The sequence below is a fragment of the Marinomonas sp. IMCC 4694 genome (assembly GCF_008122525.1).
Lineage (GTDB): Bacteria > Pseudomonadota > Gammaproteobacteria > Pseudomonadales > Marinomonadaceae > Marinomonas.
Genome location: NZ_VSRV01000001.1, coordinates 1,304,918 through 1,323,607, shown reverse-complemented (window position 1 = coordinate 1,323,607; position 18,690 = coordinate 1,304,918). Strand labels below are relative to the sequence as shown.

The following is an 18,690-nucleotide window of genomic DNA, read 5'->3' as shown; positions in this document are numbered from 1 at the left end:
ATGGAAAATCCCCCTTTGTCTCATTTAGAGCCTCGTTTGATCGCTCACTTGCAAGCCATTTACCCACATTTGAACAGCAAGGAGCTGGCAGACAAGTGCTTGGCGACGTTTGATTTAGATCCAAGAACGGAATCTCCTCGCCCACATACAAGTCTGTGGGATCAGTCTGACATTATGTTAATCACCTATGCAGATACCTTACGCAAAACTGACGAAGCACCATTAGAAACCTTGCATCACTTTGTCAAAAGCAAGCTTTCAGACGCCATTTCAACCGTGCATTTGTTGCCCTTTTTTCCCTACAGCTCTGACGATGGTTTTAGTGTGATGGATTACACCACGGTAAACCCGTCGTGTGGTCGGTGGAGTCATGTGGCGAATTTGGCGAAAGATGTGAACGTCATGGGCGATTTGGTAATTAATCATTGTTCAAGCCGAAGTTTGTGGTTTGAAAACTTTAAAGCTGGCGTTCATCCAGGAGCCCACTTCTTTTATGAAGCAGACCCAGCAGCAGATTTAAGCGCAGTCGTGCGCCCTAGAACCTCACCGTTGCTCAGAGAAGTCAAAACCAAACACGGTGACAAACATGTGTGGTGTACATTTAGCCACGATCAGGTGGATTTAAATTTTGAAAAGCCCGAAGTGCTACTGGAATTTTTGGGTATTATTCGATTGTATCTTGAAAAAGGGATTCGTTGGTTTCGTTTGGACGCGGTGGCATTTTTGTGGAAAGTCCCCGGCACCAGCTGCATTAATTTACCGCAAACTCATGAAATCATTCGGTTATTGCGTTTGATGATTGAGCATTATGCACCTGAGTCCGTCATCATCACTGAAACCAATATCCCCAATCAAGAAAATTTGACCTACTTTGGTAACGCCAACGAAGCCCATTTGATTTACAACTTTTCTTTGCCGCCATTACTGATCAACAGCTTGGTCACAGGCAACAGCAATCATTTAAAACAATGGTTAATGAGTATGCCGCCTGCACAACAAGGCACCACCTATTTGAATTTTGTAGCCTCTCATGATGGCATAGGTTTACGCCCTACCGAGGGATTGCTAACCGAGTGGGAGCTGGACACGCTGATCAATACAATGAAACGTTTTGGCGGCAAAATCAGCTCACGTACGACACCACAAGGAGAGGCCAAGCCCTATGAGATCAACATCAGCCTGTGGAACGCCTTATCTGGCTCAGCACTACAAGGACCAGACCAATGGCAATTTGCGCGTTTTCTTTGCGCGGCTGGTGTGATGATGTCTCTGGAAGGCGTGCCTGCCTTTTATATTCACAGCTTGTTCGGTACTGAAAATGACGTAGAACGCGTTGAAAACACGGGGCACTTTCGCTCTATTAATCGCCATATTTGGGACATAGAAGACTTGGAACACGCGCTTAATACACCTACGCACCACCAAAAAGTCTTTCAGAGTATGAATAAACTGATACGGATTCGCCGCGCCCAGCCAGCCTTCCACCCTAATGCGACACAATACGTCTTGCACATGGGAGAAAATTTGTTCGCATTTTGGCGCCAGAGTATTGATAGAAGACAAAGCCTCTTCGCGGTGTACAATATGACGGATCAACCGCAAAGCTTTAATTTGTCAGAGCTTAATCTGATCGCCACAGACGACTGGACCGACTTGGTATCGGAGCAAGTCTATGAGGATCGTTTAGGTAAAGTCACGCTGATGCCGTACCAGTTTGTCTGGCTAGCGAACAAAAAAGGCCGAGCCAAGTCATCAAACTAAGGAAGCGATAAGCCCACGACTTGAAAGAAGCAAAAACGGTGCGTTGCTAAGCGGGTTTAGTGACTCACCGTTTTTGAAAACACGTTAATTACTACCACACCCGTCACAATTAATGACATACCAATGCACGCGGCTAAGTCGAGTTTTTCATTGGCAAAAAAGTAGCCAAACAAGGAGATCAGCACCACGCCCAGTCCAGCCCAAATAGCGTAGGTCACCCCCGTCGGCATGGAGCGCATCACAATCGTTAGCAAGTAAAAAGAGACAACATAACCGACAATGACAATGACGCTGGGGGCCAACTTGCTGAATGAGTCCGAGGCTTTTAAGGCGGTTGTGGCGATCACTTCTGCCACGATCGCTAATAATAAAATCACGTAGGTCATCGCTCCCTCCTACGCCTTCGACGGATCTGTTTCAGGCGCTGTGTCTTCTGCTAAAAAGCCACCCGTTTGATGCGACCACAGTGAAGCGTAAATGCCGTTCTGTAGAATCAATTCCTCGTGGCGGCCTTGTTCTACTATATTGCCCTTGTCCAGTACGATTAATCGGTCCATCGCGGCAATCGTTGATAAACGGTGTGCAATCGCGATGACCGTTTTACCTTGCATTAGCGTATACAAACTGGCTTGAATCGCGGCTTCTACCTCAGAGTCTAACGCCGACGTGGCCTCATCTAAAATAAGCAAGGGCGCGTCTTTTAATAAAACGCGCGCAATCGCGATGCGCTGACGCTGACCACCTGACAACTTAATACCACGCTCTCCCACCATGGCATCGTAACCGCTGTTACCAAAAGGATCGGTTAGGGTTTGGATAAATTCATGGGCTTCGGCTCGCTGTGCCGCCGAGATCATCTCTTCATCGGAGGCATCAGGTCGACCGTACAGTAAGTTTTCACGCACGGTTCTGTGCAACAAGGACGTGTCTTGCGTCACCATACCAATTTTTGCTCGCAGCGAGTCTTGTTTGACATCAGACACATTTTGACCATCAATGCGAATTTGGCCCGATTCAATATCATGAAAGCGCATCAACAAATTGACAATAGTGGATTTCCCAGCCCCAGAGCGCCCAACTAATCCGACTTTTTCACCCGCTTTAATGCTCAATACAAGGTTTTCAATTACCTTACTGTCTTGCTTGCCATAGTGAAAATTAACCGCGTCGTATTCAATAATGCCATGAGGTACTGACAAGTTCGAAGCATTAGGCTTGTCTTCGATCTCAATAGGGCGTGATAAGGTTTTCATGCCGTCGTTGACCATGCCGATGTTTTCAAATAAAGCACTGACCTCCCACATAATCCATTGAGACATACCATTCAAGCGAAGCGCCAAACTGACAGCGATAGCAATCGCGCCAACGCTAATAATGCTGCCGGTCCACAACCAAATAGACAAGGCCGCCACCGAAAACGCCAACACATAGTTGCACGTTTGTACTCCCACACTCAGCAGAGTGACCAAACGCATTTGCTTATGCACGGTGTGCAGAAAACCATCCATACCCTCTTTGGCATAATTGGCTTCACGCTGATGATGAGAAAACAATTTAACCGTGGAAATATTGCTGTAGCTGTCGACGACTCGACCCGTCATAGTGGAACGTGCATCGGCTTGCTCTGCCGAGATTTTTTTCAATTTAGGCACAAAATACAGTTGCAGCAAAACATAACACAACAACCACGCCAGCATCGGGATCATCAGGCGGTAATCCGCTTTTGCGATCAACACCACCATCGAAATAAAGTACACGCCAATGTACACGAGCACATCCAGTAGCTTCATCACCGTTTCACGGACAGCAAGGGAAGTTTGCATGACTTTGGTTGAAATACGTCCCGCGAACTCATCCTGAAAAAAAGACATACTTTGGCGTAAAATATAATGATGGGACAACCATCGTATGCGCATAGGGTAATTGCCCAATAACGTTTGATGGATAATCGCTGAGTGAACAAAAGTCACTAAGGGCATCAGCACTAAAATCATCAAGGACATCCATAGAAGATGCTGGCCTTCTTCGGCGAAAAAGGTGTCTGGGTCTTTGTTGATCAACCAATCCACCAGCTGCCCCATAAAACTAAACAGCGTTACCTCAAGAATCGCGATGGTTGCAGTCAACAGCGACATTAATATCAGCGGCAGCTCCACCCCCTTTGAATAATAACGACAAAAGGCAAACAAGGTATTCGGCGCTTGTGCGACCTGAATGTCGGGGTAAGCATCGACCCACTTTTCAAAAAAACGTAACATGACTTTCCTTGCTAAACGATAGGATGGCACGACAAAAAGAACATCGTATGCGCGTATTGCGTGGGAAAACGATTATGATTTCCATAATATAAAGGGTGACAAATTGAACCATGTTCCCCCGTCGAAAACCAGAAAATATCACTTTATCGACACACAGCGCATAGATTTTTACTTGCTGTTTGCACAATTAAACCCACGATTATGGACGAAAAAGATTATAATTTCGTAAAAGTTGTCAGGTATTTTCCTGCCTATCACATTGTTTCTGTCTATTCTCGTAGACCCATTAGCTGATAAGTTATGTTATGACGCTCTCTTTACCTATTATTTTAGTACTCGGACTCTTATCTGGACTGACGCCTTTTGCCGTGGACGCCTATCTTCCAAGTATTCCGACCATTTCTAAAGACTTAAACACAGAAATCAATTTTGTACAGTTAACGCTGAGTGTCTATTTACTTGTGTTTTCATTTATGCAAATTGTATTTGGGCCCATTTCGGATGCCATTGGGCGGCGCAAAGTGATTGTCGGTGGTCTGATTGTCTTTGCACTGGGCAGTTTTGCTTGTGCGCTGTCATCAAGCTATGAACTTTTGCTAGCCAGTCGGGCGATTCAAGCTTTTGGCGGTGCAGCGGTCGCCGTATGCGTACCGGCCCTGGTTAAAGACGGATTGTCGATCAATCAGTTTGCTAAAACCATGTCCATGATCATGCTGGTCATGGCGCTGGCGCCATTAGCGGCCCCCATTGTAGGCGGAGCCATTTTAACGTTATTAAGCTGGCATTATATTTTTGTTTTGCTGGGGGGGGTGGCCCTGCTGGCAATCGGTTTATTTCTTCGCACTATTCCAGAAACACTACCCGCAAAAAACCGGATTCCCTTTTCTTTTTTTAATGCACTGCGAAACTACGCCACCTTATTAAAAAACCGTGCTGTGATGGGCTACATTGTTGCCTCCGCTTTTTATTTTGCGGGCATGATGAGCTTTGTCACAGGCGCGTCCTTTGTTTATATCGAAATTTACGGTGTAAACCCGGCACATTTTGGGTTTCTTGTCGGTTTAAATGTCATTGCAATGATGTTTGCCTCCACCATTAACAGCCGCTATGTAGAAAAGCTGGGCACAGAAGTGCTGTCGAAGTACGCAATTTACGTTCCTTTAATCGCGGCAATATTAATGATTGTGCTGTGTTTTTTAAATCACCCGCCTTTATGGTTAATCATTACCTCCAGCGTTCTCTTTATGGGCCCAATGGGTATTTTAGGTAGTGGCTTTATGGCGGGGGCATTACGCTACTCAGGCAATCACAATGGCAGCGTAACCGCTCTTGCGGGGTCTTCTCGATTTGCCTTTGGCGCACTAGGGGGTGTGGTAGTGAGCGTGCTTCACGATGGTACTTTTGTACCTATGCTGGGGACTATCGCCACTTGTGGCATAGTGGCGTTTGTGTGTTTGAAAGCAACGGTTCACTTCACAACATCAAAGACTGACCCTTGATGCACATGTGTATTTTTATAGTGGCATTTTTCATCTAAATCATAACAAACAACAATCGGAGCCTTTATGCTAAGCACCCAAACCCTTATTGAAAAAGTTCACCTCAGCCCAGAACACGTACAGTTTAATGAAGTGATTAATGTGATTGAACGCGAATACGCATTCACGCCTTCTGCGTTCACCAATGGCAAACAACACAATGCAATCAACGAAAATAATGGCTCTTGTAAGATTTTTGCGTTTGCGATGATTCACCACCTGGACGAATTAGCGACACTGAACTTGTTTGGTGAGTTTTATCGCGTTGATGTCTTAAAAAACCCAAACGCCGAAGATCATCAAAATATCCGTCAATTTATTGAGAATGGCTGGGCGGGCATCCAATTTAAACACTTCGCACTGACCAAAAAAAACGCCTAGCCTGACCACGACGGTGAACCGTTTGACCTTCCCTTGCGTAACCTGTTGTATGAAATATCGTCACTCGCCCTGGTTGAATTCATCACCGATAAAATGCGATAGTGCAAAACAACGATAATAATGAGGTGATTATGGAACTCGTGGCTTTTGATCTTGATGGAACGCTACTCAATCGGCATCAACGCTTATCAGATTACACGATAGAAACGTTGGAGCGTTTAAAGTCCGCTGGTGTATTTTACACAGTAGCGACGGGGCGTACTCACCTTGCTGCTATGCCTTGCATCCAAGGCCATGACTTTCCCCATTGGCAAATTTTTAAAAACGGAGTGGAGTGGTGGGACCCAAGCTTAAAGCAGTATCGCCACCAAAGTTTGATGTCACAAAACCACATCTCTGAATTGTTACTGTCATTTGAAAAAAACAACGTGACGCCGTTCGTATTTTGTTTAGATGAAAACGGCGCTCATCGTGTTTATCACTCTCCTCTTACAGGCCATCTTAGCGATCACATTGCGAATGAACTGGGCAATCACAAAAACATGAGCCTTCATCCGATAGCCGAGTTGTCACCCCATTACAAAATCACCAATATCAGCGCTATGGGCAGACCTGAATTTATAGACAACATTGTCGCTGACAGTAAGAAACACACTCACTTAACCGCTTATTCTGGTGGTGGAATATACCACCCGGACGCATTTTGGCTCGACATTCATCACAGTAATGTGTGTAAAGGCTCGGCTCTGATGGAACTTAAAGCTGAAATTGGTGCCGAAAGGTTAGTGGTGTTTGGTGATGGAGATAATGATATTTCCATGTTTTCATTATCTGATGAAGCATTTGCAACGGACAATGCTGAAGATCACATTAAAAACAATGCATCAGCAGTGATTGGCCACCACGACGAGGATGGCGTAGCCAAATATTTAAGACAACGCTATGACTTGTGATCTCTCTCAGTCCATGTTTTTTGTTTATGTTTTGACAAGTGTCATTTGATGGCAAGGGGTTGATATTTAACCAACACCCTCCATTTACTAAAAGACAACATAATTGACTTTACCCAGCCATCATAGTGAATCATGATGGTGATAAGAATAATTCGTTTGGAGATATGCCATGTTTGAATTTTTGCTGTTCATTGCTGCCTGTGTGGCAATGGCTTTCTTGGTAACCACTGTCCAGCGGTCTGTGATGCCACCAAAATCAACACTTCAGCCGATTAAAATCGAGCGTGAAAAAATGCGTCGTCCAGTGCCTCGCCAAAAACGTCCCTACTAGACCGTTTAACAAAGATAACTTGCCGATTCATAGTGTAATGCTCTATTCATATGAGCACGAAACCAGGCCGACAACGCCTGGTTTTTTATGTCTTTATGCCATGTTCTTTGAGTTTATTCGCTATCGCGCTGTGGCTCATACCAACGGCTTTGGCCAGCTTGCGAGTACTTGGGAAACGGGGGTAAAGCTGCATTAACAATTCCGCTTCCCACTGTTTAAGAGTGATTTCTAGCGAATGATCAACCAGAGCTCTGTTTGTCTGTGGGTGGCTGTCAGGCAGTAAAATATCATCAGCTTGCCACTCGGTGGATGGCTTTGTCAGTAGCGTTTGCAGACAAATATTACGTAATTCTTTCAGGTTTCCAGGCCAATCATATCGCGCTATTTTCATCCGTGCTCCCTTTGACAATGTCGGAAGAGGCAACCGATAGCGCTCTGATTGCGATTGATTAATTTGCTGCACCAAGCCTTCCAAGTCCTCTTGTCGCTCCCGCAGTGGCGGCATGGAGAGCGTTAAAGCAGACAAGGTAAAATACACATCTTTACTGAGATGCTCACCTCGCGCCAGCGTCGCCAGATCTAAAGAAGAAGTACTGATCACCCTTACAGCCGTGTCTAAGCTGGTATTCGTGCTGGATTGTCGTGCTAACCAATCAAACAAGACGCCTTGCACGGCTCTCCCAAGGCACTCAACGTGCTCAATCACTAGCCACCCAGAGGCATTATCAAGATCTAAAATAACCTGTGAGGTAATGTCCTTCGCGTGATAAACCATGAGCAGCGCATCAATCTCACCTTGTCTCTGATACCAATACTGAAACAGCGCATCAAGCAAATAACGCTTTCCTGTGCCTACTTCACCTTGAATCAACAAAGGTATGGACACGTCGACAAATCGTTTCGCTTGGCTCAACATTCGGCTCATCGCCACACTTTTTAGGACAGCAGACTGAAAATAATGCTCAAGATGATGTTCTGCTTCAGGCGCCTGGATTAATCGAGCGGATTCACGGTCTACACGGGTTTTAGATGTCAAATAAATCACTGTCCCGGCCGCATTTTTAGCCCCCGCTTCATCTTTCACGAAAATAGGCTTCATTTCCAGCAATAGGGTTTTCCCATGGAGTCGAATTCGTTTGCTTAGCCCTTCTCTCGGGTTAGCCCAGGTCTCTTTCGTAACGTGAATACCTTTAATAAACTGGGCTAACGGCTTGTGCAGAAGATCGTAAACAGGCGTTTTAAGGTCCTTGGCTGCCAACGCGGTCACCATGGTAATTTGGCCTTTTAGGTCAACAGAAATCACACCGTCCGGCAAAGCTTCTAATAACGTATAAAGGGCATTGTGCTCTCTTTCTGATGGTGTAAACATCACTGTTTTGACATCTTCAACACTGTCCAAACGCCGAATTTCAGCCAATAAACGCTGCAACTTAGAAAATGGAATGTCTGAGAAACCGCAATAAATACAGCGCCGCTTGGCATCCACCTCGACTAACCGAATATCAATATCGTGCGGAATGAACAAGTCTAATGCCTCATGCATCATGCCTATTCTGTCTTCGCACTGAATCTCTAGTCTCATGCCGATACCTGACGTTTGCTGTCTTTTGAACTCAATAAAAGTACATTTTGTTGTGGTGCAAAGGTACCATACAAAGGCAACACCGCCGCCCCCAAAACGCCAGCCGCTTGACCCGTTTGAGCCATGCGTATTTCGGGTAATGGCAATATAGTATAAGGCGCTAAAGCGTTGCCCAAACAACCAATAAGTGCGATGAGCACAGATTGGGGTAAACGCCCCCCGATCAGCACCACTTCAGGGTCGTATAGGGCAATCACCGACGCCAATGCAGGGGCGACTTCCAATGCAACCTCGCTCGCCCATCGCCCAATCAAAAGAGGATATTGAATATCGCACCACGTCGTTTCATCTAATGACCATATCATGCCATGTGAGGCAAAAAAACGCTGTAGCGACGACAGTGACAAGGCTTCTAAGATCCATTTGCCGTGCTTTCCCGTCGCCGTCGGGATCAAACCAAAGCTGCCGGCTTTGCCGTTCGCACCAAAATAGCATTCTCCGTTTGCGACCAAGCTGCCACCACATGCGGTGCTGACAAATAAGTAAAAGAAATCCCGGTATGGCACCGCCGATGCCAACAATAATTCACTGGATGCCGCCGCCACGGCATCGTTTTCACAAAAACACGGCACCCCTGTGAATTGTGCTAGCCACGTTTCAAACGCCGTTGATCGCCAATACGCCAGCGCATCTTTTAGTGCGTTCAAATCCGCTCTTTGTTGCGAGTCTGTCACTAAGGTCTCTAACCAAGAATCCATGTAATCTGGTCTTGTCAGTCCAATGCCTTGAACCTTATGCCAACGATCCCCCAAGGTTGCTTTAACGTCGGTTATGAGCTCGGCGGCAATGGACTTAGCCAGGTTTTCGGTCGGAAAAGACACCGCTCGTTCTAATTGGAAAACACAAGCACCGCTAAAATCCAATAAAGCCGCGCTGATGTGATCACGGTCTACATTGATGCCAACGCCATACGCGCCCTGCGTATTAATGCTTAATTTAATAGAAGGTTGACCACGACGACCGATTACCTTTCCTGTTACTTCAAGCAGATGACGTTCCAGCAAAGACGAGGTAATCACCGATATCGTTTGCGCGCTTAATCCCGTTCTCTTAGCTATATTGACCCGCGAGATTTCGGGGTTCTGTCTCACTAAATGAAGGATAATTCGTTCATTGTAAATGCGACTTTGTTCTGAGGTACTCCCTGACGATTTCATAGCACACTCCCCTAATATTAAGCCTGTGAACGAATGACTGGCATTTAGTAAATCTCGTTGATTTAACAGCATAACTCATTAAGATAAAAACCTGCATAGGTTCAGACAATCTAACAAAGCCAACCATCAAGAAAAGCACTCAATCCACTGAATGCTGAAAAGGACAACTTTATGCCAACGCCTGCTGATTTTAAATCCATCGACTTTTTACGCGAACACATACAAACGACGCTGCAATTTTATCATCCCCGTTGCATTGATCCTGCCGGAGGCTTTTTCCATTTTTTTAAGGACAATGGTGACGTTTACGACACCAACACTCGTCACCTAGTCAGCAGCACACGCTTTATCTTTAACTACGCAAAAGCCTATCAAACGCAAGGTAATGCCGACTATTTAAGCGCAGCTCGTCATGGCCTAACCTATTTAAGAGAGCGCCATCGTCGTGAAAATGGAGGGTATGTGTGGTTATTAACCCAAGACCAAAATCTTGATGAAACCAATCATTGTTATGGTTTTGCGTTTGTTTTGCTGGCGTATGCTACAGCTTATCAAGCCGGCGTAGCAGAGGCCAAACCGTGGATAAAAGAAACCTTCGACACCATGGAGCAGTACTTTTGGGATGAAGAATTTGGCTTATATAAAGATGAAATTTCCCATGATTGGCAGACCATTTCACCCTACCGTGGACAAAACGCCAACATGCACAGTTGCGAAGCCCTGCTTGCTGCATACGATGCCACAGGACATACCACGTACCTAGAACGCGCGACACAACTCGCTCAGAACATTTGTATTCGCCAAGCCAAGCTTGCAGGTGGAGAGGTTTGGGAGCATTACACTGTCGATTGGCAAGTTGATTGGGAATACAACAAAGCCGACCCAAAACATCTGTTTCGCCCCTGGGGCTTCCAGCCTGGACACCAAACGGAATGGGCAAAACTGCTGTTATTAATTCACCAACGGGCACCACAGGAGTGGTTACTTCCTACGGCAAAACACTTGTTCGACCAGGCATGGCAAAAAGCGTGGGACAACAAGCATGGCGGCTTATGTTATGGATACGATCTTAAAGGCCAAGTCTGCGATGGAGACAAATATTTCTGGGTGCAAGCCGAATCCTTTGCCGCCGCGGCCATGCTCGCTGTCCTGACTGAAGACAACCAATACTGGGAAAAATATCAACAACTTTGGCACTACAGTTGGTCGCACATGATAGACCATCAATATGGCGCTTGGTTTCGTCTACTCAGCCAAGACAATCACCCTTTTGATGACTGTAAAAGCCCTGCTGGAAAGACCGATTATCATACTATGGGCGCCTGTTATGACGTCATAACGCAACTTAGCCATTAGTCTTAGTTGCCCTTACTAACGGTGGGGATCATTCTATTCATAGGCAAAATGCAGTATGATGCAACCCCAACGTTAGTAACGAGCGCTTCCTTCTTTATGCAATTAGACAAAATAGATCTCAATTTACTTCGTTACCTAGATTCCCTATTGCGAGAACAAAATGTCACTCATGCCGCGAATCAACTGGGCATAACGCAACCCGCTATGAGCAATGGATTGCGTCGTCTAAGAGACCTTTTTCATGACCCTCTGCTCGTTAGAACCAGCGATGGCATGATGCCAACGGCTCTGGCTATTCAGCTTCAACCTCGCGTACAAGGCATCTTACAATCGATAGATGAAATACTACACCTCGGACAAAATTTTGAAGCAGGCACCAGCTCTCGTGTATTTCGCATTATGGCAAGCGATTACGCCGAAGCGACACTCATTCCACCTTTAATGAAAAAACTTCAAGACGAAGCACCCTATGTCATTTTAGACGTGATGAACCCAAGCGATGTCAGTTTTCACGATGTAGAAAAAGGGAAAGTGGACTTAGTGATCAATCGCTTCGATATATTACCCCAGTCGTTTCATCAAAAATCGGTTTGGGTCGATCACTTTTCTTGCTTAGTACCTGCCAATTCAGACATTGCAAATAATTTTTCATTAGACACCTACCTTGCGTCCCCCCATGTATGGGTGAGCAAAACCGGCTTTGGTGTCGGCGTAGGCATTCAGCCAGAAGAAGTGCAAAAGCTAGGTTGGGTTGACGGGTCTCTAGCGGATTTGGGCTTTAAACGCAACATTAGACTCTTCACACGCAATTACAACGTGGCCATGCGCGCCACTGAGCAACTTGGCTTGATCGCTACCTTACCCTCACTGGCGACACGCCTAATGAAAGACAACAAGAATGTCGTGGTATTGCCACCGCCGTTTGATATTCCACCGGTAGAATTAAAAATGCTCTGGAGCCCTTTACTGCAACACGATCCTGGGCATATCTGGCTTCGCTCAACCATCGCAGGCTGCGCCAGAACCATTGCTGAAAATAACAATTTATAGCTCTCACATTAAAAATTTGTATTACATGTTGTTCAGCTGCTCAATAGATTCAGCTGCACTGGATACCGTGCGCTTCAAATCGGTAATATGACCATTCTCAATACTGTAGCACCAGCCATGAACATGCAGTTCTTGGCCCATTTTCCAAGCATTTTGTACAATACTGCTTTGGCATACGTTGGCCACTTGCTCCACTACATTAAGTTCACACATACGATCAAAACGCGTAGGCTGGTCATCAATGGCGTCTAACTCGTCGCGATGCAAACGATACACGTCTTTAATGTGGCGCAACCAGTTGTCTATCATGCCGTGCTCTTCCGTCCCCATAGCGGCTTTAATCCCTCCACAACCATAGTGTCCGACCACCATAATGTGTTTCACTTTTAATACATCGACCGCAAATTGAATCACTGACAAGCAATTTAAGTCAGTATGGACGACGACATTGGCAATATTCCGATGCACAAAAACTTCACCCGGCAGTAAGTCAACAATCTGATTGGCCGGCACACGACTGTCGGCGCACCCTATCCATAAATAATCTGGATGCTGCTGGTGAGACAAGGTCGAAAAAAAAGCGGGATCCTCCGCCGTAACTTTCGCCGCCCATTCTCGATTTTTGCTAAAAAGTTCATCTAAATGACTAGGCATGATTTTTCCTTAATTTTTTTGGTACCAACGAAGTGTGACCTCAGCGGTTAAAAGTAGCGAGTCCAGTTGCCGTACAGCTTGGCGCCCGTCATAAGACGCCTTGTGTATGTGCGGCGTCATGCTCAGCAAATCTTGAATTTTCACCTGACTAGGTAAGTAAAATTCAAAGGTTTCAGTGTGCTTATGCATCAATTCAAACCCCGGCACGCCGTCGGGATAAGTAGGCTGGTAATCATGAATAGAGGGGTAAAGAAGACGGCGTAATTCAATAAGATGATTGGCCCCAGACTCGACCAAAAGCAGAAGTCCTTTATCGCTTAGAGAACGTGAAAACTCGTCAAAAACCGGAAAACCAAACAAACACAGCACCGCATCAAAACGCGCTGCTGGCACAGGCAAATTGGCATTACTGCCAACTAGCCAGCTGGCTTGCTTGTCACGCTTACTGGCCGCTAAAATGGCCCATTTTGAAATATCAAGACCAACACGCTGAACGTTTATATTTTGCTTGGAGAATACCTTGCTCATTTCATGCAAATAATAGCCTTCGCCACAGCCTGCATCTAAAATGCGCACGCCTTCCGTCAAATGGCCTTGTGGCCATGAAGATACAATCGCACTTACAATCGGGTAGTAATGTTGGCCATTGAGAAAACGTTGTCTTGCGGCGACCATTTCTTTACTGTCACCAGGGTCTTTTGATCGTTTATTTTGCACGGGAAGAAGGTTCACGTAGCCCGTTTTGGCAACGTCATAGGTGTGTCCATGTTCGCACGTTAAAACGCGTTCACCACAACTTAATGGCGATGCCTCTATTGGACAAGAAAGATGTTCAAGCGTCGACACAATGTACCTATTGAGTTTAAAAGGGCGCAGAAATGAGAGAATACCTTATTCAATGGCGCAGAACATCAAAAAAACCAGACGCTCTGTACTTTCTTCGTATTTACTTGTCGCTTGCTCTTGTCATTTTAAGGTATCACTTGGTGCTGTGTTTACTTCAATGCTTTTCCCCAAAGGACACCGCTCGTTATACGCTTTGATGAAGGCTAAAAAGTCATCGCTGCTCAATGGCTTAGAAAAAAGATAACCTTGGACTTCTTGGCACCCATACCGATTCAACGCCTCAACCTGCGACCGTTTCTCAACCCCTTCTGCAATGACTTTAAGGTTCAAACCATTCGCCATAGTGATGGTTGCTTTCACGATGGCATCATTATCACAACCCTGACCTAAATCGTGTACAAAAGAGCGATCAATCTTTAACGTTTGAATGGGGAATTTTTTTAAATAGGCAAGAGAAGAGTAGCCTGTGCCAAAATCATCAATCGATAATGTGAGACCCAGCTCTCGAAAACTGTGCAACTTTTCAATTGACTGCTGCGCGTCGGCCATTAACATGCTTTCGGTTAATTCAAGCTCAAAAAATTGTGCGTCGACTCCCGTTTCTTCCAGTGTGCGCTTTACCATATCGACTAAGTCAACCTGCATAAATTGTCGACTGGATAAGTTGACTGACATATTTATAGGAGCCAACCCTGACTCGCGCCATTCTTGAAGCTGGCGACACGCCCGACGAATAACCCACTCCCCTAGCGGAAGAATCAACCCACTTTCTTCAGCCAACGGTATAAATTGATCAGGACTGATCATGCCAAGTTCTGGGTGCACCCAACGAATTAAAGCTTCAGCACCTACTACCGCTTCATCACAAAGACGGACTTTAGGTTGATAGTGCAAAACAAACTGCTCTTCATCTATCGCTTTTCGAAGGCCGCCACCCAAGGTAAGGTGCGCATTAATATTTTCCGCCATGTGGTTTTCGTACACAAAATACAGATTATGTCCCTTTGATTTGGCACGATACATGGCGGCATCAGCATTTTTTAATAAATTATCAATGTCCGCAGCATGTTGTGGGTAACTGGCAATGCCGATGCTCGCAGTAATCGTCATTTCCATTTTAGCGACAGGGTAGGTATTGCTCGCGTTTTGCATGATACTTTGCGCAATGTTTTCAAGCTCCTCCACCGACTGAGTCTTTTCCAACACTACGACAAATTCATCGCCCCCCAGTCGATACAAACACGCACCGGAAGGAATGCTGTCTTTAATTCGCTCAGCCACACGCTGTATCAACTCGTCCCCTACGCGGTGACCAAAATTGTCGTTGATGACCTTAAAACCATCCAAATCTAAGTACAGCAAACCAAATTGACGATGTCGCTTACGAGCGTTCACCAACGCACTTTCTAATTGCTGATACAACAGGTGTCTGTTCGGCAAATGTGTCAGACCATCATAATTGTTAAGCCGATACAAGGCGATCTCATGATCTCGCTCTTCTTGAATATCGTGAACCAACACGTATACGTATTGCCTCGAAGGGGAATAAGACACTTCGATGTTATGCCAACGCACACCATGAATGGTCGACAATCTGATCTCTTGCAGCATGGGTTCGCGGTCTAACAAACGCCGAATAAAACTGTTGGCTGCCCCAGCCACCGCGAACAAATCGCTCACCTGAGCAACGTCGCCAAATTGCTCTGTAAAACAAGCGCTGGCATCTACAAAAACGCCGCCGTGATCAAATACCACAAAAGACAGCGTAGTAAACTGGCTCAAGATAGCGACATTTGACATCGCTTCCCGGCTCTTTAGATCGATAACCCGATGCGCCTCGACAGACAAGCCTTTTTTAGTGCCTCCCAACGAGATAACCGAGCCACTGACACGGAAACGCGAGCCATCTTTCGCAACGAAGGGCCATTTGAAGGGCAACACATCGCCCACGTCCAAAGCCTCTAAATACCCAGAAAGACGTTCCTTTAGAGCATCACTGATAACACGTTGGCCCAATTTAATGCTGCTTAAGGAATCCTTTAATAAAATTTTGGCCGCCTCATTACTCCATGGCACACTGGATTCCTCAATGTCGATAACCCATGCGGCTACAGGCATTTTACGCTGCAATAATTCTGATAAATCGGTCATTAATTTTAGGCACTACTGAAAATGAGGTTAAAAATAGCAATACGGAGCACGACAAAAATCATCACCATGTGTCTGGGACAACAAATACAGGTCGCTGTAGTGTTTCTGCATGCTTAGGAATTGGCCACAAAAGAAGGTGCTTAGGGCGATCATCCTGCAAGAAAATTCCTACAGGATTGTAGGCAGATTGAAGAGAATTGAAAGTAAATTTACCATTACTATCAGTTTGCGCCAACCAATGCGGCTTTTCTAAACAGCGATAATGAGAAAAGTGTTGGGCTAACAACATTAAGTCAGAAACCCGGACCCAGCCACCATGGCTGGACTGGTTAAACCAATGATCGATGTCTTTTGGCGTTTTCAAGGCCTCATAAAGGCGCCCAAAAATCAATAAATTCGCCCGAGGAGTACGCCCTTTAGACACCTTAGCGATGGCCGCTTTTCCCTCTTCGGTATGTAAAATAGTAAGTTGATGCGCATTAGCTCGAGACACTTTTTTTGCTAAACTGTCGTTTTTGTTGGGTCCAATCCAATCATTGGGGTGAAAATCTGGTCGCTGTAAGTAGAATTTAACCGCAATTTCAAATTGATGCAGCCCACCTTCTGGCGTTTCCACCAACATGTCTATTTCGCCCAGCGTTTTACCATCGGCCTGTATCTGAAGATGCTCGAGTTGAATTGTTAGCGTCGATAAATGCTCGATAGCGTAAGAAAACAACGTTTCAAAATAGCGCCCCATAAAGTGAGACTTGCAAGCCGACACCGCAAGGATCAGCGCTTCAGGCTGCTGATCAAGAGCGAATAAACGACGCTGTATATCTTCAACCCAGTAGGACTCAAGCTGAAAATCACGTGTAATATAATGCCCCTCCACCAGCCAAGCAAGGTCTTTCACAAACGGGTGAGCCATCTGCTGAGCCAGGTGCAACGCCATTAAGAATCGTTACTCAGATGTTGATCTATTCTGTCCAAACACCGAACAATGGCACGAATCTTATCTTCTGGCAGCCCCTTAAATGCGTCTTGCGCCATAGGCGAAATGTGGCATCTATTCGGTAATGCTTGGCCTTGGGACAGCATCACTTTAAAACGCTCAAGCATCACAAACCTCAACCATTGCTCAAATCTCATGCTGTCTATGCAAAAAGGTTCAACACTTTGCATAGCGAATGGCGACGGGATGTCGCATACCCAAACCCCCGCATCTTGCAGGGCCATTTGTAAATTCATTAATAAATCGGCCAAAATGTGATGGTCAGAAAAGGGGTTTTTCAACCTGATTTCTCCTTCAAAAAACGGTAACATAAGACATCTTTATTCAACGTATGAAAGCGCAGTAGCGCTTTTATCGGCAACCAGAGCCAAAACTTTAGCATGAACAACATTGAATCTCTTTCTGACGTCTTTGACCTAGTCGGCTGCGACGTAAGCTACTACGATTTGGGGCGCAATATTACGCCTATAACCCCCCAGCAAGCCATACAGTTCGACCGCAAACAACACGCCTACCCCTATCCTTTTCGCCAACATGCGTGGCTGGCATGCTTACTAAAACCCAAAAACACCGCACAAAAAAGCGTAGCGGAACTCGGTGTTATTTGGTTCGTAAAATTACCTCTGGATGAATCTGGCTGCTTGAACTTAGGAACGCGAGATCACTTTATCAAAAGCATTGTTGATAAAATTCTTCTAAAGGGGGAGACGGCCGGATTATCGGACGCGTTGGAAGACAGCCCGTATGTGTTCAAACCCGACCAACAGCGTATGGCCAGCTTTCACGCCATCCTTGCTAAAGATCTTCGTCAGTCACCTTCGGCTTATTTTCAAGACGTAGTCGATTACCTGTCATCGGATCTCACAGTACAAAATAGCCACTGGCAAACGCTGGGCTTACAAGGCATGGCGGAACTCGCTACACGCGTAAACGAACCTAAATACACGCATTTGATAGATAAAGCGTTATGCCATGCCGCTAAGCCTGTGGTGAGCGCTTTATGCCACGCGCTGGAGCATGAAACCCTGCCAGTATCGCTGCAAAATACCTTAATTAACCAACTCCAAACCGAGCAAGACACCTTAATACAAGCCAGTTTTTTGCGCGCTTTATCACGAATGGAGCTAAACGATGCTTTGTTAATGCCACTGTTTGCTTTATTGGGCAGCCTATCAGAATGCCATAATGAAACACTGCACCCTATTGCGGCGCTGGCCGCCAAGTGTCCTCATTGGCTCGGGCGTAACCCGCAGTTATTGCGCATCATCATGGAAAAACTGGCCCACCGTGAAGATGGTCACATCGCCTTCAAACAGATCACGACAGAGCTCAGCCAACACCCAGAAACCAAACAACCACTTTGGGCCTTACTGCGCAGCGGGCACGTCAGTCCTAAATTGGCCCAAGCCGTTGGTTTTTTATTCACACAGTCACCTAAGCCCTTACATTGATGGCGGTGGCCTAAATGATGGCTTGGTGCCAAAGAAAAACGCCCAAAATCAGAGCCTGAAGCAAGAAGTGCGACAGGCTCTCTTTTTTATCGTTACAAATAATAGAATTAAGAAGTGACGTTACGGCCTATTTTTTCTTATTCAACATAACGAATCTGGTAGTTTCT

17 protein-coding genes are annotated in these 18,690 nt (G+C 45.7%); 8 read left to right on the top strand and 9 right to left on the bottom strand.

All coding sequences use genetic code 11. The features are described 5' to 3' along the window. Nucleotides 1-1,761, top strand: a complete 1,761-nt coding sequence (locus tag FXV75_RS06005) for an alpha-amylase family glycosyl hydrolase (RefSeq protein ID WP_148831645.1) — start codon at nt 1-3, stop codon at nt 1,759-1,761. 56 nt (nt 1,762-1,817) lie between these two features. Here the strand turns inward: FXV75_RS06005 and FXV75_RS06000 are convergent, their stop codons facing one another. Together FXV75_RS06000 and FXV75_RS05995 are read right to left on the bottom strand one after the other, a co-directional pair. After that, complete coding sequence (locus FXV75_RS06000; protein WP_148831644.1) at nt 1,818-2,147, bottom strand: DMT family transporter; 330 nt, start codon at nt 2,145-2,147, stop codon at nt 1,818-1,820. 9 nt (nt 2,148-2,156) lie between these two features. Then, the gene (locus FXV75_RS05995; protein WP_148831643.1) at nt 2,157-4,019 is read right to left on the bottom strand and encodes an ABC transporter ATP-binding protein; all 1,863 of its coding nucleotides are present in this window, start codon (nt 4,017-4,019) and stop codon (nt 2,157-2,159) included. A gap of 305 nt (nt 4,020-4,324) precedes the next feature. On the opposite strand from FXV75_RS05995, the gene FXV75_RS05990 reads away from it, so the two are divergent. The 4 genes from FXV75_RS05990 (at nt 4,325) to FXV75_RS16335 (ending at nt 7,222) form a co-directional block, all read left to right on the top strand. Continuing rightward, the gene (locus FXV75_RS05990) at nt 4,325-5,518 is read left to right on the top strand and encodes a Bcr/CflA family multidrug efflux MFS transporter (protein ID WP_148831642.1); all 1,194 of its coding nucleotides are present in this window, start codon (nt 4,325-4,327) and stop codon (nt 5,516-5,518) included. Between the two features lie 66 nt (nt 5,519-5,584). Beyond that, complete coding sequence (locus FXV75_RS05985) at nt 5,585-5,938, top strand: HopJ type III effector protein (RefSeq protein WP_148831641.1); 354 nt, start codon at nt 5,585-5,587, stop codon at nt 5,936-5,938. A gap of 131 nt (nt 5,939-6,069) precedes the next feature. Continuing rightward, the gene (locus FXV75_RS05980; RefSeq protein WP_148831640.1) at nt 6,070-6,891 is read left to right on the top strand and encodes an HAD-IIB family hydrolase; all 822 of its coding nucleotides are present in this window, start codon (nt 6,070-6,072) and stop codon (nt 6,889-6,891) included. Nucleotides 6,892-7,060: 169 nt separating this feature from the next. Next, the gene (locus FXV75_RS16335) at nt 7,061-7,222 is read left to right on the top strand and encodes a hypothetical protein (protein WP_187424855.1); all 162 of its coding nucleotides are present in this window, start codon (nt 7,061-7,063) and stop codon (nt 7,220-7,222) included. Between the two features lie 85 nt (nt 7,223-7,307). Here the strand turns inward: FXV75_RS16335 and FXV75_RS05975 are convergent, their stop codons facing one another. After that, the gene (locus tag FXV75_RS05975) at nt 7,308-8,804 is read right to left on the bottom strand and encodes a TyrR/PhhR family helix-turn-helix DNA-binding protein (protein ID WP_148831639.1); all 1,497 of its coding nucleotides are present in this window, start codon (nt 8,802-8,804) and stop codon (nt 7,308-7,310) included. Beyond that, on the bottom strand, nt 8,801-10,021 hold the full coding sequence (locus FXV75_RS05970) for an ROK family transcriptional regulator (protein WP_148831638.1): 1,221 nt from the start codon (nt 10,019-10,021) through the stop codon (nt 8,801-8,803). Before FXV75_RS05970 ends, FXV75_RS05975 begins: the two co-directional genes overlap by 4 nt. Before the next feature lie 171 nt (nt 10,022-10,192). Here FXV75_RS05970 and FXV75_RS05965 point away from each other — a divergent pair, with 171 nt between their 5' ends. Further along, complete coding sequence (locus FXV75_RS05965; protein WP_148831637.1) at nt 10,193-11,377, top strand: AGE family epimerase/isomerase; 1,185 nt, start codon at nt 10,193-10,195, stop codon at nt 11,375-11,377. Between the two features lie 96 nt (nt 11,378-11,473). Beyond that, nucleotides 11,474-12,427: a LysR family transcriptional regulator gene (locus FXV75_RS05960; RefSeq protein ID WP_148831636.1), complete on the top strand. Its 954-nt coding sequence runs from the start codon at nt 11,474-11,476 to the stop codon at nt 12,425-12,427. A 21-nt stretch (nt 12,428-12,448) separates the two neighbouring features. On the opposite strand, the gene can is transcribed toward FXV75_RS05960, so the two are convergent. The 5 genes from can to FXV75_RS05935 all read right to left on the bottom strand — a co-directional run bounded on the left by can (nt 12,449) and on the right by FXV75_RS05935 (nt 17,353). Then, nucleotides 12,449-13,081, bottom strand: a complete 633-nt coding sequence (gene can / locus FXV75_RS05955) for a carbonate dehydratase (RefSeq protein ID WP_148831635.1) — start codon at nt 13,079-13,081, stop codon at nt 12,449-12,451. 9 nt (nt 13,082-13,090) lie between these two features. After that, nucleotides 13,091-13,927 carry a putative RNA methyltransferase gene (locus FXV75_RS05950; RefSeq protein ID WP_148831634.1) on the bottom strand — a complete coding sequence of 279 codons (837 nt, stop codon included), beginning with the start codon at nt 13,925-13,927 and terminating at the stop codon, nt 13,091-13,093. 120 nt (nt 13,928-14,047) lie between these two features. Next, nucleotides 14,048-16,078, bottom strand: coding sequence for a putative bifunctional diguanylate cyclase/phosphodiesterase (locus FXV75_RS05945; RefSeq protein WP_148831633.1), 2,031 nt, complete (start codon nt 16,076-16,078; stop codon nt 14,048-14,050). 61 nt (nt 16,079-16,139) lie between these two features. Continuing rightward, a complete protein-coding gene (locus tag FXV75_RS05940) occupies nt 16,140-17,012 on the bottom strand; it encodes a DUF1853 family protein (RefSeq protein ID WP_148831632.1) in 873 nt (290 codons plus the stop codon). Next, the gene (locus FXV75_RS05935; RefSeq protein ID WP_148831631.1) at nt 17,012-17,353 is read right to left on the bottom strand and encodes a YqcC family protein; all 342 of its coding nucleotides are present in this window, start codon (nt 17,351-17,353) and stop codon (nt 17,012-17,014) included. The genes FXV75_RS05940 and FXV75_RS05935 overlap by 1 nt, the downstream gene beginning before the upstream one ends. A 99-nt stretch (nt 17,354-17,452) precedes the next feature. Between FXV75_RS05935 and FXV75_RS05930 the strand changes: the two genes are divergently transcribed. Then, nucleotides 17,453-18,523 (top strand): DUF3549 family protein, encoded by a 1,071-nt coding sequence (locus FXV75_RS05930; RefSeq protein WP_148831630.1) that lies wholly within the window; start codon nt 17,453-17,455, stop codon nt 18,521-18,523. Nucleotides 18,524-18,690 lie beyond the last annotated feature (167 nt).

What these genes read in the sequence shown, in the direction of transcription:
- FXV75_RS06005 (WP_148831645.1), top strand. Translation starts at nt 1, where the DNA reads ATGGAAAATCCCCCTTTGTCTCATTTAGAGCCTCGTTTGATCGCTCAC.
- FXV75_RS06000 (WP_148831644.1), bottom strand. Translation starts at nt 2,147, where the DNA reads ATGACCTACGTGATTTTATTATTAGCGATCGTGGCAGAAGTGATCGCC.
- FXV75_RS05995 (WP_148831643.1), bottom strand. Translation starts at nt 4,019, where the DNA reads ATGTTACGTTTTTTTGAAAAGTGGGTCGATGCTTACCCCGACATTCAG.
- FXV75_RS05990 (WP_148831642.1), top strand. Translation starts at nt 4,325, where the DNA reads ATGACGCTCTCTTTACCTATTATTTTAGTACTCGGACTCTTATCTGGA.
- FXV75_RS05985 (WP_148831641.1), top strand. Translation starts at nt 5,585, where the DNA reads ATGCTAAGCACCCAAACCCTTATTGAAAAAGTTCACCTCAGCCCAGAA.
- FXV75_RS05980 (WP_148831640.1), top strand. Translation starts at nt 6,070, where the DNA reads ATGGAACTCGTGGCTTTTGATCTTGATGGAACGCTACTCAATCGGCAT.
- FXV75_RS16335 (WP_187424855.1), top strand. Translation starts at nt 7,061, where the DNA reads ATGTTTGAATTTTTGCTGTTCATTGCTGCCTGTGTGGCAATGGCTTTC.
- FXV75_RS05975 (WP_148831639.1), bottom strand. Translation starts at nt 8,804, where the DNA reads ATGAGACTAGAGATTCAGTGCGAAGACAGAATAGGCATGATGCATGAG.
- FXV75_RS05970 (WP_148831638.1), bottom strand. Translation starts at nt 10,021, where the DNA reads ATGAAATCGTCAGGGAGTACCTCAGAACAAAGTCGCATTTACAATGAA.
- FXV75_RS05965 (WP_148831637.1), top strand. Translation starts at nt 10,193, where the DNA reads ATGCCAACGCCTGCTGATTTTAAATCCATCGACTTTTTACGCGAACAC.
- FXV75_RS05960 (WP_148831636.1), top strand. Translation starts at nt 11,474, where the DNA reads ATGCAATTAGACAAAATAGATCTCAATTTACTTCGTTACCTAGATTCC.
- can (WP_148831635.1), bottom strand. Translation starts at nt 13,081, where the DNA reads ATGCCTAGTCATTTAGATGAACTTTTTAGCAAAAATCGAGAATGGGCG.
- FXV75_RS05945 (WP_148831633.1), bottom strand. Translation starts at nt 16,078, where the DNA reads ATGACCGATTTATCAGAATTATTGCAGCGTAAAATGCCTGTAGCCGCA.
- FXV75_RS05940 (WP_148831632.1), bottom strand. Translation starts at nt 17,012, where the DNA reads ATGGCGTTGCACCTGGCTCAGCAGATGGCTCACCCGTTTGTGAAAGAC.
- FXV75_RS05930 (WP_148831630.1), top strand. Translation starts at nt 17,453, where the DNA reads ATGAACAACATTGAATCTCTTTCTGACGTCTTTGACCTAGTCGGCTGC.